Here is a 13804-nt window from a genome sequence, read left to right as displayed (position 1 = left end):
TCACATTATCTTACTTAGTTTCTACAAAAAAAACTATTTCTCTCTATATTATGTCATATTAATAGAGACTTTGGTACTATTTTCAAATGATTATTTATCCAATAAAGTTTAAAACCATACAAGTTATATGTGAAAAGAGTAATTGTTGTTTTATTTCAAACAATACACTTATTCGCTACCGCCACCATCTTCGCGGGCATTTCTTCCCGCAGTCGCCATACAAAACTCATCGGTTTGTTTCCCTCATGACTCACATAATCCGCTTCCCCCAAGAAAACATATGGAGACGTATAGCCATGCTCCTCCTTATACTCCCTTACGAACAGCACAATCCGGTTGCCCATCTCGCGATGATTGATGTACCGCTGCGCGGTAGCCGTATGCTCTGACACCCTGCTCTGAGTCTGCCAGTGGAACAAACGCTCGTTGATCGCATAGTCCTCGTACAACGTTGAGGGTGAGAAATCTTTGTCCGATTTGTTCAATGTAATGAAGAAGATATCCGTCTGCTCATCGGCAAAATACTTCACGCCTTCACGGAAGGCGGGTGATTGCTGGGCATTCCAATAACCGAAGGCGGCGAGCGCTTGGTCGATGGAGTACGCACAGTGGATATCTAGTGGACAAGTGTACGGAAACGAATTGCTTTTATCCACAAATCGCAGATGAGCCAAATTATATTTGAAAATATACACAAGTTCTTCTCGAAAAGCCTCACAAGACAGCACGCGCTGCACACCCTCTTCAATGCTGCTCAGTCCTAGTTTCTCGGGCGCAGCCCGGTGGAAGGTGTAATAGAACATGATCAACATGCGCCGTTCATCCGCGGTCGTCGGTTCTTTGCCTTTTTCGATATAGTCGATCAGGAACGTCAGCCAGCTTCGGGAGTTGATCGTCAGCACAGACGGTAGTCTGCGGATATACTCATCCTGCTCACTCTCGATTGGCTCTGTCAGTCCGGCTTCGGCCAACAGGCCTCGGAAATACCTTTTGCCCGTACGTCCACCATACAATTCAACAAGTGTCATCCCGTGATGCTCTACAAAATGAGCCAAGGTCAGCGGCAGTCCGGTGTCTTGCTGGAACGTTTGCAGCTTCTGGATCAACGCTCTGCGATTGCGGCTCATCTGCTTCAAGTTGCGCATGATGTATTCCTTCGCTTGTTTTTCCAATTGAATGAACGTGCCGCGTGGTAAGTTCGAAAAACCATTCTCGACGTAGTACGAGATGGAATGTTTGGTAGCGCCGATCAGGGCGCGGAATTTATCCTGGAACCTGTATTCCTGATGCGCTTGTCCGATGAAGTCGAGCACGGTCAGGCACTCTTTGCCATCCGCCATCCGCAGTCCACGTCCCAACTGTTGCAGGAATACGGTCAGACTCTCAGTAGGACGCAGGAACAGAATCGTGTTCACCTCAGGGATATCCACGCCCTCATTGTACAGATCCACGACAAAGATCATGCGCAGTTCCCCGTTCACCAGCTGTCCTTTCGCAGAATGACGTTCCTGTTCGCTCGACCCGCCATGCAGGGCTATGGATGGAATGCCGACTTCGTTAAATATTTTTGCCATATACATCGCATGATCCACCCCAACACAGAACCCAAGCCCCTTCACATCGTCCAGATCGGTTACGTATTTGTTCAAACTTTGGATGATCTGGTTGGCACGAATTTTGTTATGAGTATAGAGCTTCTCCAGTTCGTTCAGATCGTAGCCTTTTCGCGACCATTTCACCTGAGATAGATCGACAGTATCGGTGACGCCAAAATATTGAAAAGGACTCAGCAGTTTCCGGTCAATGGCATCGGTTAGACGGATCTCGGCGGCAATCGTATGATCGAAGTAGGCAGAAATGTCTTTGCCATCCATCCGTTCCGGTGTTGCAGTAAGTCCTAGCAAAATCTTCGGTTCGTAGTGAGACAACAGCCTCTGGTACGAAGGCGCAGCGGCATGGTGGAATTCATCCACGATAATGTAATCGTAATAGTCTGGGCTGGTGATCTCCGTCAGCTTCATGGAGTTAAGACTCTGAATGCTAACAAACAATTGGTCCAGCGCCTCTGCTCGTTGATTCCCGACATGCAGCTCGCCAAAGTTCATATCCTTCAGGATATACCGGAACGTGTCCCGGCTTTGCTTCAAGATTTCTTCCCGATGGGCGACAAAAAGCAGCTTGGCTCCCGCATGGCTTGCCCGGAATCGCTTGTAGTCGAAGGCAGAGATGACCGTTTTGCCAACACCTGTGGCGGCGACGATCAGATTGCGGTTTCGTCCGTACAGCGTACGCTCGGCGTGAAGCTGTTCCAGCACTTCTTTTTGATAATCGTAAGGCTGGATGTCCAGGTGAAAGTGGTTAGACTGATCTTTTTTACGATTCAGAGCGGCCTTCAACTGTAACTCATGTCCTTCATCCTCAGCCACATATCGCGTAAATTCGCGGTCATTCGAGTAACTCTCGAAGGTCGCTTCAATCTTGCGCAGCACGTCGAGTGAGTCCTTCTCCGTCACCTTGAGGTTCCACTCCATACCACTGGTCAGCGCCGGGTTGGACAGGTTAGAGGAGCCGACATAGGCTGTAGTGAAGCCAGTGTCACGATGGAAAATGTACGTTTTGGCGTGCAGCCGTGTCACTTTGGTATCATACGAAATCTGGATCTCTGTGTTAGGTAATTTGCTAAGTTCAGTAATAGCCTTGAGGTCGGTTGCTTCCATATAGGTAGTTGTGATGATCCGCAGCTTGCCTCCGCCAGCCGTGAACTGTTGAAGCTGTTCCAGCAGCAGGCGAAGCCCGCTGAACTTGATAAATGATACCAGCCAATCGATCCGATCGGCGGTCACGATCTCCTTTTGCAGCTCCAGTAACATACTCGGCTCGGACTTGGCACCTGTGAATAAAGAGCTTTGGGAGATCGGAGTATCTGGACGAACGATTTTGGTATCCCGGACAGCCCGAATGCTGTTCAGCTTGGAATACACATGGGTCAGTACCTCCCCCTGCTCATCCAGTTGCAATTCGTTGTACTCTTCTTCTCCCAGTGTGCCTTTCAGGGTAGCAATAATCTCATTACACGTTCGGATCTGCGCCAGTACTGCGGCGCTGTCTTCGGACTGTTCCCGTACAATCTTGAGCGCTCGTCGGGTCACCGCCGCCAAATACGTGGACAGCAGCTTGCGTGCTTCCTCTGCATCCAGCTTCTCAGTCCCAATGTGATACACATCCGGGGCAGCGCCGAAATCTCCTGTCTGGTGATTGTGTTGATAAGCTGTTCATATATACCTTGTTTCATGAATGTACCTCGTGTGGGTGTAGGATGGTTGTGGATATGTAGGTGATTTCATTAGTTGATTTGTTATTCACAAATGTAAAACCAGTATTAAACTGTAAAATTTTTGTAAAATTATTGTTTTTCAACTATCTTATAAGTTAATATTTGGATGTGGCCACAAATATATCAAAAGGAGTAGATTCCATAATCATGAAGAGTCTATTGAAAAAATCTATACTTACTCTTGCACTTACAGCATGCACGGTAGGTGCTATATCTGCGGCCTCATTTGCATCATTCAGTTTTGATTCGTACGCAACGACTACAGGTAGTGGCGGAAGATTTATCGTTACCGCATACACTGCTCAAACCAATGAACCATTCATCAAATCAATACATGTCTCAGCCCGAACTAACGATGGTACTTATGAGTCTCGCAATAAAGAAGCTTCGCCAACGGATCAAGTAACTCTTATCATGACTACTGCAGGAGCTGCAACTAGCGGTACTTCCTGGCATGATTGGGTCAGCGCAGTAGATGAAGCAAACCGTACGAAAAGCATAAATTTCCGCTGATCCTTCCCGATCTTACTTCATATTATCCAAAACGTGAATAAGGCTGACACCTTATTCACGTTTTCCTTACTATTGGAGGAAAACATGCGACATATCTTTAACGATATATGGATTAACAAAAAGATTTTTGTGATGCTTTTTATCGGCTTTGTATTAACTGTACTGCCGATCCTCATTTCTCTTTCAACTCAAGAATACTACGACAAGATTTTTTACTATTCCAAGAATGGAAAATACGAACATTACTATTCAGCAACTTTGACAAACATGAATCAAGTGAGCTATAGCTCACTTCAAGCTATTGCTGAATCAATTACGTCGAATACAAGTGTGATCACCCAGAACATAACCATATTTCATCCTGAGTTAGGCAATGTTCAAGTCGTCGGAATGTTGAATCACAACTGGTCGCCTCCGTTACTTGAAGGTACCGGAATATCTTCCGAAACAGCCAATGCGGTAATGACTGGAACCATGATATCCAAACACGTTGGCCCACTGGAACTATTCGATAAAAAATACAATGTTACGGGGATTGCGGGAGACAACACTGGAAAAGAGTCTATATCGGTATTCAACTATACAATATTCACTTCCTTTGAGGGATTGCCGGATGTTATTAAACACGAAATAGAACAAAAAAAATCCATTGAACTTCTATTCAGATCGGATCAAGACACAACTAAAGAGATTCAGCAGTTTATTTCAGAGGTACAGCGAATTACCCCTGAGGTTAGGGCAACGATTGAGAACATAACAAAGTCTTATGAGGTAGAAAAAAAATCAAGGGCGGGTGTAAACGAAGTATTAAGTTATCCTTATAAACTTTTTATCATTTCGCTCATTAACTGTATAAATATAAGCTATCTGTGGATTTACTTGAAGCGAAAAGAAATCTCGTTGCGCAAAGCTTTGGGAGCTAGCCATTTGCAAATTATTGCTCACCTGTTCAGTCAACTGCTTGTGTGCGCAGTAGTGGCATCCGGCTTTTCATTTTGTATTCAATGGGCCCTCAGCCGTACCAGTTTCGCTATCATTGATGCCACAAGTTACGATGTGCAGTTGAATTACATGCATATCATTCTTGGCACATTCATCACCCTTGCTACGGCAGTCATTACTGCCATGATTCCGCTTCTGCTCATTCTCAGAACAGAACCAGCGCAAGCCTTAAAGGAGTAGACCCTCATGTATAGAATCAAAGATGCGCTCAGAGCATTGAAAAACAGATGGGTGATATCCATACTTTTACTTATCCAGTTTACATATGGTTTGTCCACCATCACTGGAAGCAGCAATATCTTTTTAAATCTATATGACATGAACTTTAACTCCCTGCTCGATTTGAAAAGCACATATGTTGTTGTGCCTGCAAAAGGAAGTGCTTCTGCTCATACACTATCTAAGGAACAAGTGGACAAGGTATACAGCCAATTGGAACAGCATCCCGACGTCATTTCATTAGGTACGTACGCCGAGGAGATTTTACTACTGGATACGTCTTCGAACCCTGACCGAAGGTTAATGGATCAGCTGACCCGGAGCTCTATGACATCGGGGCTGAACGAGCCCTTTATTACTGGAATCATGATTGATGAGCAATATAATGAACTTCTTAATGGGCAATTTGCAGCTGGCACCGGATTTACTTCGCAGGATTTCAGAAAAAATAGTCAAGGGCAAATGCCCATATTGGTCGGCTCCTTCTTCAAGTCGTATTACAGCCTCGGCGACCTCATCAATCATAAATACAAAATTGTCGGCTTCTTGCCTAATAAATACTTGGTGTATAGCAACACATCCAACGTCTACTTAAAGCTGGATAAGGCATTCATAATGCCTATGCCCACAGATCGTTTTGATAGTAATGATGCCATCTCATCAAGATTACAACAGACAACCATCCTCACGTTGAAGCCTAACGCCAATGTGGATGAGTTAAATAACATCTTCAGTTCAAATCAAGTCAATCTGACTCTGAAGAATTTGGGTGCATCCGTTCATGAAAACATCGAACAAAATATGTATCTGGAGACCTTTCAAACCATACTTGGATTGGCTTTTGTCCTGTTTTCAGTCACTGGAATCGTGGTAACTACGATCGTCTCGCTGATGATTCGCAAAAGAGAATTTGGCATCAAACTCGCTTTGGGTGAACGTCCTTTAGGCATATTAGGTCAGATTACGATTGAAAATATCCTGATCGGGGTTATTGGCTTCGGGTTGTCTCTAATCCATTTTCAATGGAAATATAAAGAACTGCTCCAAATCTCCAAAGAGATAAATATGCTTAGTCCGTTAGACTTCAAATTAGATGGTTCCATTCTATTCATCATTTTTATCATCTTTAGTTTCATTATCGTCGTTTCCAGTTTCATCATTTATTTATATATACGAAAACAGGATATAAAATCGCTCATCGGAGGCATGGAATGATGGAACTTATTCAATTAAAAAACATCACCAAAGCGTATCGTCGCCAATCCCCTGACGCCCCTGCCCTGGAAGATATCAATCTTACTATACACCGCGGAGAGTTGATTGCCATCATGGGACCCTCAGGCTCCGGTAAAAGTACCTTACTCAATATACTGGGGTTTATGGATCATCCTACCGAAGGCGAATATCTTTTTGACGCTCAACCTCTGCAACGAATCTCGTCTCGTCATATTCATAGGACAAGAAATCAAATGGTTGGATTTGTTTTTCAACATTTTGCCCTGCTCAAAGATTATACAGTTCAGGATAATGTTATACTGCCGCTGACCTTTCGAAAAGGAAAACATAAAGACAGAGTAGCCAAAGCCACACATTATCTTGAAAAAGTCGGGTTAGCATCGCATCGTCTAAAAAAGGCAAATGAACTGTCCGGGGGCCAGCAACAGAGGGTGGCCATCGCCAGAGCCTTGGTGGGAGAGCCTGAATTGATCTTGGCCGATGAGCCCACTGGAAATTTGGATCGAAGAACCGGTGAAGAAATCATGGATCTCCTGCAACAATTACACCATGAAGGCAGAACGATTATCATCGTGACGCATGATGATGAGGTTGCCAAGCGATGCGACCGCATCATTAGATTAGTTGATGGAAAAGTCCTTACTGATCAGAATAACTATCAACACCACGTTTAAAATGAATCTGCAAAATGATGGGCCGAGTAACTCCGATAATTAGCATTAGAGTTCAGTTTAGGACATCATACGTGGCTTGATAGACATCAAACTCATTAGGTGTATCAACTTTCCCGACAATTTTACCGTTAATATTTGGTATCCGGACCGCACGCATGCTGTTCAGCTTGGAATACACATGGGTCAATACTTCTGCTCATCCATCTGCAATTCGCTGTACTCTTCTTCTCCTAACGTGTCTTTCAGGGAGGCAATAATCTCATTACAGGTTCGAATCTGCTCTAATACGGCCATCTTATCTTCCGTCTGTTCCCGCACAATCTTGAGCGCTCGCCGGGTCCAGCGCCGAAATCTCCTGCCTGGTGATGGTGTTGATAAGCTGTTCATATATGCCTTGTTTCATGAAAGTTCTTCCTATTGCCTCTAAACGGCAGGAGTACTCCACTTTGAATGTGCATCTCATATCTAGTATCAATTAGCTCTTCTTCATCATTCGTATCTTGGATTCAAAGCGTCTCTCCAAACGTCATCATCCACGAAATTAACCTTTTTCTCACTAAAATAAGCTCGTGTCACTTGCTCCAGATCATTCAAGATTTGGGGCCAATCATTCTCGTTAATTTCCTTGGATTCAAAGTCCCCAACAATGTTCAGCCATCTCGTTTGTTATTATTTCATTCTTAAGTATTCGATTAAATAAAATATCATTATTTATAATCGCACTCTTCATATCAACGATATCTTGGCGGACATTCATCGTTAGATACTCTTCATACATTCTTTTCTCTTTATAAAAGCTATAAGTTAGAACAAGTAAGATCACACAGGCAATACAACATCCGATTATTAAAAGTCGTTTTTTTAGTATCATGGCACTTTGTTCTCCTAGATTTTATAGTAAAAGCACCTCTAGTTTGTGTGTAGAAGTGCTAACCCATGTTCCCTATTTATTAATAAATCCTCTTAACTCATACAATCTTTTCGCTACACCACTTTGGGTTGTACGGCTTTTGACTTAATATCAAGATATCGTCAGCTGTATAATACCACTCAGCATCATCAAACCATAGGTAATCTTCCGTGTTATCTTGAAAATACTCTACTACAAACCTATAAATAAATTTATATTCATGACTAATATTTACAACATCCGCTGCCCAAAAGTAATCTGTTGATTCGGTGAGCCACGTAAAACTATCATATGAATTTTCGACAACTTTATTCACGTTAAAAGTGAAGTACCTAATAGTTTCTTCATCATCAGTATTTGATAGGGTCTCTTCATCCACTTCAGATAGCGTGCCTTCTGCAGATTGAAAGTTGTTATCTGTTTCATGATCAACTGTTAAATGAAAACAATACATATTCGCTCTCTGTGCTGCATGCTTAAAGTTCTCAAGAGTCTGCTCCGGAGAATAATTTGAGATTTTTTTTAGAATGATTACTGAACTCATTTACTTATATCCTCCTTCAATTCGTCTAATGAGCTAATTTTATATTCTGATCTTTTAATTTTTCAACTGAGTCAGACTGAGTTTTATTTTTCACAGTTACATCTTCCATACTCGTGTGGCAGCGGGCTAAACCGCTGAAAGAAGATGCAGATTATGTCCGTAACCACTTGTAAAGGCTGATGGAACACTAGGAATACGAATATCCATTAAACCAAAAGACAATCTCCTGATGTTGAATAACGAAATAGGAATGTTATACTTGCTATAGTATATTAGTAGTATTTAGAATTAAAGTTTATTGGAGGGAAGTATTCATGAATATAGTAATTGAGAAGTTAAAAGACACTGATCTTGAAAGCTTGTATGAATTTGAGATTGAGAACAGAACTTTTTTCGAGGAAATGGTACCGTCTCGAGGAAATGATTATTACAAGCCTGAGGGTTTTAAAGTAAGGAATGAATCTCTGCTTGATGAACAAGCTAAAGGACTTTCCTTTTTTTATTTAATAAAAGACGAAAATAATTCTATTCTTGGAAGAATAAATTTAGTTGATATTGATGATTCCGATAAAATAGGATTTCTCGGCTATAGAGTGGGACAAATTCACACTGGAAAAGGTATTGCTAAAAAAGCATTAAAATTATTTCTCAATACAATAGTTGATTTAGATATAAAAGAAGTTGAGGCAAAAACAACCACCAACAATATAGCATCTCAGAAAGTTTTAGAGAAAAACGGATTCGAGCATACAGAAACTAGTGATAAAGAATTTGAAATGAATGGGCAAATGTTAAAATTCATTAGTTATAAATGGATAAATAAATCATTGTTTTAATAACCAATGCCTTCTGCTTAACCTCTCCTCCATCATCTCTCTTGAATCATCTAGAAAACCACGATTCCAGGTCCACTGGTGAGTCTCCTATTATTCCTGGAACATATGGATTGGTGTAAAGAAAATCCTTATTTATTTTCAACCCACCTTTTTGAATGGCGTGTCACTAATATAGTCGAGTATATTTTAATGCACCTTCGCTATTGTAAGTTTCTTCATCCTTATCAAAGAAAAGTTTCTCTTTTCTACATATGTTCCGAGCAGCACTCGATAAAAGATAAGTCGGCATGCTCTTTCCAAGTCTAAATAGTATAAAAGATGATATCCCCATGAATTAAATCTCCCAATAATAAGATGATACAACTTTTCACTGCTTGTCGGCCATGATCAGGGATGAGCTTTATATCAGCTATTGTATAGATTCATTTTCTATACTCTCAACTTCTAACATCTTTTGTTCAACCCATTTCATAACCATTTCTGCCTCCTTTAAAGCAATCACTCCCTTTTTACTTTTAAATTTGTAAGTTTCGTAAGCCCATAGTAATATTACTTTTACGAATTCAACTGTCTCTAACTTACAAATGGGTTCAATTTCATCTTCTTCCTCATCATAAAATGGATCTTCAATTATTGTGTAATCTTTATGTGATATGACGCTGGATGCATTTCCTCCATGTCTATATTCGGGGATTCCTCCCCTTAATAAATCAAAATAATTCTCAATATCTTTTCTCAAATCTTCAAATCTCCAAGGTATATCAGATCCTAAAGGATCACTTATCATAGTGGCGAACTTAAGTGATTTTTCCTCGTCAAAATCCATTACAACCATATTAAATTCATCCATGTATTTCAATTTATAATTATATTTTATCTTCACTAATGTACCCTCCAATTCAGTATATTGGGTATGCTGAGATTATCTTATCATTTCTCAAAATAAGCTCTATTTCCATACCTGTGCTTGTTTTCCCTATATATTTATTGTTTTTTATATTTACTTTACTATTAAAAGCTTCATTTACTGAATCAATTACCTGTTGTGGTGTCCATTCCTTTGGAAAAAATGTGGATTTGGGTCCTTTTGGTACTCCATTAATTTCAACATTGGCTTGATAGACACCAAACTCATTAGGTGTATCAACTTTCCCGACAATTTTGCCGTTACTATTTGGCATCCCTTCATAATGAAAACCATTGGCATTCCCATTTTTGAGTATTTCACCACCAAAAATATGGCTTAATCCGTTTTCTTTAGTTCCTGTTTTAAAGTTTTCTGTATTTTGTAGACTCCCGAGCCACCTCTCTTTATCTACAACAGGTTTACCATCTTGTCCAGCCCCTTCTTTACCCTTATCCGCTTCTTTCTTACCTCCACCTAATCCCCCGCCCATATCCTCTTTCGAACGAAGCGCCCTGCCAACAAAGGCGTAGGCCAATGCCTGACCCATCACAGAACCACTATAATAGCCTACCCCACTCTCATCCATCTGTTTCTTCTGCTCATCTACAAACTGCTCAATGTCAGACCTGGCTGTTCCTGTGCCCCAAGCGGCATCCCATGCGAATCCGATTCCTCGTCCAACATCGACCACTCTGCCCAAAGTCAGCCCATAGGCCACACTGGCGACCGTCCCGAATGGATCATAAAAGAGCGCCTCTGCTGTCTGTCCAATTCCCGTTACGGTCTCTCCAACCGACTTGTCGAGCAGTCCAACACCGAAATTTCGTTTCAGTTCTTCCGGAATGTACAGTGCAACCTCACCCGAACCATCCGCTGTTCTAAAATTCTTCGCTATAAATATAAATTCATTCTGAATTTTATCCAATAGCCCAATTGTGGCTGGGAAAACTTCTTTCACCTGCATAAAATCCCAGAAGAACCGCTCTCCTGTGACACCAGACCATTCGGACTGCAACAGGTAAATTGATTTTTCCAGATCCCGAACATTCGCTCCAATTCCAGCTTCTTCTGTTGAACCAATCGCGCTTTTTCCTCTAATTCATCGGGATGTACCTGAATACGCTGCATCTATCTTCACCGCCAACCTGACCGTAGTATATGTACCTAAATTTTAACAAGTTAGAAGGGGGATTGGAATCAAACAGAGGATTCAATTTTTTATAAGTAGTCCGGTAGGTAGGAGATATCCTACAGGCAAGTATATTGCACATTAGTGCATGTTGAAGGCTAATATACTGAGCTTCTCTATCTTAAACGAAAGCGCCAGTCGATCAAATCGGCGGTCACGATCTTCTTTTGCAGCACCAATAACATACTCGTCTTAGACCTTGCGCCTGTGATTAATGAGCTTACAGGTTCATAGAGTGTGGGGGAAAACATCTTCAACTTGGCCGGTAGAAACATCAGCGGATTATACCAGTATGTCTAGGATCATAAAGAGCAGTATCCCGAAGTTCACATTACTCACCATTCTTCCATACTCGTGTTGCAGCGGGCCATACCGCTGGGCGGCGATGATGAGGTTGCGGCGGGTTCGTCGATACAGTGACGCTCGGCGTATAGCTGTTCCAGCACTCTGCCCGTGAGTTATATGACATTCACTACTCATGTAGCGAGGAGATGAAGATACAGCAGAAGGCCAATTCTTCTTGTTCTCCTATGAACCCAATCAAAATGAATTTAATAACATAACATAAACTATCACTTTTAGGAGGTTGATATGTATGACATTAGTAAAATATTCTACTGGTCCAGTTGAAAATGCTATTAATACTGCAACAGTTCCCGGAGAGTCCAGAACTTTTTTCGCGAAGGCAGTTAATAATGGAAGTAGCAACGCTACGGTACGTGTTCGATTATTCCGTTTGAATGGAGCAAAAACTCTGGTTAGCACATTTACTTTCACTCTTGCACCAGGCTCTTCTAGCTTCCGGGTTCTGAATGTTGCTAATTTGGTTCAATTTGAAGTTGAGTATACTACAAACAGCGAACATGTCCTTGTGTCAGGATGGGGTAAAAACGCAACTGGCCGACTGGTTGCAGCTCATCGCTTTTCACCTACAGAATTGGCTAAGAAAAGTTTCGGCAAGCACTCTAAGCATTATAAACACTATAAACATTATAAAAAGCATTAATAATAATCAGTAGATTGGAGATCGACCTGCTTCTACAGAGGTGGGTCTTTTGGGTTTATGTTTCAGATTCTGCCGACCTTCTATTATTTGTATTAAAGCTCTCTTGTTTTATCAATACATAAATCAAAAAAAGCCGCCATATAGCGACACAAAAAAGACTCGGTGGCTATCAAGCTAAGTTCAACTTCCTTTTCGAAGTCCATTTCCCCCAGAGCATCAATAATACAAGCACTAATGCACCGATAACCAAATTAAGTCCGATCTCCATCAAACGCTGCACATTAACATCCAGGAAAACGCCATACCCCTGAGTTACCGAGGAACTAAACTGCTCTGACGTAAAGAATGCGTAATAGAGAGTGAACATCATCATATGAACCAATGTATACATGGTGGAAAAGACAAACGGGAGTATGGATATATAACGATTTTTACTTACAGCAAAAAGGATGAGCACTTGTGTTACCAGGAACAAATCGCCTATCAACATGACTTCAATCCGACCGGAAATATCATATGAACCACTGAAAAATAACTTTTCAAACATCGTAAACGATAATCCCTCACCCCAATAATCAACCAAGATTTGAAAGTAGGCTTGCAGATATCCTAAGGCAAATAACAGTGGCAGAGATAGCAGACAAAGTCGATCTACTCGTTTACGCGTTAAACATATACAGATGCTTAATGCACTCACGGTAATCAAAACAACCGGCATAATCTCGATATATCGGTTATGTACACCGTATTGATTGGCTACTAGTCCAGCTACGAGTGTCACGATGAAAAGGATAAAACTTGCTAAAGCACAACCAAGTATCGTCCTCATATTGAATCCATATGTTTCTTTGGTTACCGTTCTGCGTAGTTCTGAAATAGAGCCAAATTGTTGGATGCTGCGTTCCATAGCCTGTTCTTCAGAATATCCCTGACTTCTATAGTGATCGGTAGACGAATGGAGATGAGCGGCCATTTCTTCTCTCCACTCAGACTTTTCCCGTTTGGACAAAAACGTATAGCGGAGTACTTGATCTAAATATTGTTCAATGACTTCCATGAAGACTCCCTCCCAAGAAAATATTGATGATCTTTATGTTATCCGTCCAAGATGTTCTCAACTTGTCGAGCTGAGTCTGACCCTCGGAGGTCATTCGGTAATATCGTCGCCGTGGTCCTCCAATTTGCTCCCCCCAATAGCCCTCAATGTACCCATTAGCCTCCATTCGTTTGAGGGCGGGATATAACGTCCCTTCTTTCAGATCAAATTGACCGTTCGTCTCGTCATGTACCATTTTGGATATTTCATACCCGTATGCATCCTGCTTACTCAGAACAGACAGTACAATACCATCAATGTAACCTTTCATCATTTCATTCCTCAGTTCTCACACCACCTACTGTGTAATTCTATGTAGTCAGCATAACAAACAAATA

At 41.6% G+C, this 13804-nt stretch carries 13 protein-coding genes and 1 pseudogene; 6 read left to right on the top strand and 8 right to left on the bottom strand.

What is annotated here, in order from left to right; translation table 11 throughout:
• Nucleotides 1-155: 155 nt before the first annotated feature.
• Nucleotides 156-3292 (bottom strand): annotated as a pseudogene (locus MKY42_RS05155) (DUF3427 domain-containing protein).
• A gap of 201 nt (nt 3293-3493) precedes the next feature.
• Here MKY42_RS05155 and MKY42_RS05150 point away from each other — a divergent pair.
• The 4 genes from MKY42_RS05150 to MKY42_RS05135 all read left to right on the top strand — a co-directional run bounded on the left by MKY42_RS05150 (nt 3494) and on the right by MKY42_RS05135 (nt 6978).
• Nucleotides 3494-3847 carry a hypothetical protein gene (locus MKY42_RS05150; protein ID WP_339849237.1) on the top strand — a complete coding sequence of 118 codons (354 nt, stop codon included), beginning with the start codon at nt 3494-3496 and terminating at the stop codon, nt 3845-3847.
• An 84-nt stretch (nt 3848-3931) separates the two neighbouring features.
• Complete coding sequence (locus tag MKY42_RS05145) at nt 3932-5029, top strand: FtsX-like permease family protein (protein WP_339849235.1); 1098 nt, start codon at nt 3932-3934, stop codon at nt 5027-5029.
• A gap of 6 nt (nt 5030-5035) precedes the next feature.
• The gene (locus MKY42_RS05140; RefSeq protein ID WP_339849232.1) at nt 5036-6283 is read left to right on the top strand and encodes an ABC transporter permease; all 1248 of its coding nucleotides are present in this window, start codon (nt 5036-5038) and stop codon (nt 6281-6283) included.
• Nucleotides 6283-6978 carry an ABC transporter ATP-binding protein gene (locus MKY42_RS05135; protein WP_339852723.1) on the top strand — a complete coding sequence of 232 codons (696 nt, stop codon included), beginning with the start codon at nt 6283-6285 and terminating at the stop codon, nt 6976-6978. The genes MKY42_RS05140 and MKY42_RS05135 overlap by 1 nt, the downstream gene beginning before the upstream one ends.
• Nucleotides 6979-7161: 183 nt before the next feature.
• Here the strand turns inward: MKY42_RS05135 and MKY42_RS05130 are convergent, their stop codons facing one another.
• From MKY42_RS05130 to MKY42_RS05120, 3 genes are all read right to left on the bottom strand, one after another.
• Nucleotides 7162-7365 (bottom strand): hypothetical protein, encoded by a 204-nt coding sequence (locus MKY42_RS05130; RefSeq protein ID WP_339849229.1) that lies wholly within the window; start codon nt 7363-7365, stop codon nt 7162-7164.
• A 244-nt stretch (nt 7366-7609) separates the two neighbouring features.
• Entirely contained in the window at nt 7610-7849 is a 240-nt protein-coding gene (locus tag MKY42_RS05125; RefSeq protein ID WP_339849226.1) for a hypothetical protein, read from the bottom strand.
• Nucleotides 7850-7946: 97 nt separating this feature from the next.
• The gene (locus tag MKY42_RS05120; RefSeq protein WP_179261426.1) at nt 7947-8432 is read right to left on the bottom strand and encodes a hypothetical protein; all 486 of its coding nucleotides are present in this window, start codon (nt 8430-8432) and stop codon (nt 7947-7949) included.
• 314 nt (nt 8433-8746) lie between these two features.
• Here MKY42_RS05120 and MKY42_RS05115 point away from each other — a divergent pair, with 314 nt between their 5' ends.
• On the top strand, nt 8747-9268 hold the full coding sequence (locus MKY42_RS05115) for a GNAT family N-acetyltransferase (RefSeq protein ID WP_090893597.1): 522 nt from the start codon (nt 8747-8749) through the stop codon (nt 9266-9268).
• Nucleotides 9269-9677: 409 nt separating this feature from the next.
• Here MKY42_RS05115 and MKY42_RS05110 read toward each other — a convergent pair whose 3' ends face one another.
• Together MKY42_RS05110 and MKY42_RS05105 are read right to left on the bottom strand one after the other, a co-directional pair.
• A complete protein-coding gene (locus MKY42_RS05110) occupies nt 9678-10118 on the bottom strand; it encodes a hypothetical protein (protein WP_090901816.1) in 441 nt (146 codons plus the stop codon).
• Nucleotides 10119-10167: 49 nt separating this feature from the next.
• A complete protein-coding gene (locus MKY42_RS05105; protein ID WP_339849222.1) occupies nt 10168-11190 on the bottom strand; it encodes an EndoU domain-containing protein in 1023 nt (340 codons plus the stop codon).
• A 769-nt stretch (nt 11191-11959) separates the two neighbouring features.
• Here MKY42_RS05105 and MKY42_RS05100 point away from each other — a divergent pair.
• Nucleotides 11960-12370 carry a hypothetical protein gene (locus tag MKY42_RS05100; RefSeq protein WP_179261428.1) on the top strand — a complete coding sequence of 137 codons (411 nt, stop codon included), beginning with the start codon at nt 11960-11962 and terminating at the stop codon, nt 12368-12370.
• Nucleotides 12371-12539: 169 nt separating this feature from the next.
• Here the strand turns inward: MKY42_RS05100 and MKY42_RS05095 are convergent, their stop codons facing one another.
• A complete protein-coding gene (locus tag MKY42_RS05095) occupies nt 12540-13427 on the bottom strand; it encodes a permease prefix domain 1-containing protein (protein WP_339849219.1) in 888 nt (295 codons plus the stop codon).
• On the bottom strand, nt 13414-13740 hold the full coding sequence (locus MKY42_RS05090; protein WP_256221904.1) for a PadR family transcriptional regulator: 327 nt from the start codon (nt 13738-13740) through the stop codon (nt 13414-13416). The genes MKY42_RS05095 and MKY42_RS05090 overlap by 14 nt, the downstream gene beginning before the upstream one ends.
• Nucleotides 13741-13804 lie beyond the last annotated feature (64 nt).

It is taken from the genome of Paenibacillus sp. FSL W7-1088, assembly GCF_037969855.1.
Classification (GTDB): domain Bacteria; phylum Bacillota; class Bacilli; order Paenibacillales; family Paenibacillaceae; genus Paenibacillus.
The sequence above is the reverse complement of the archived record's forward strand: the minus strand, read 5'-3'. Positions and strand labels throughout refer to the sequence as shown.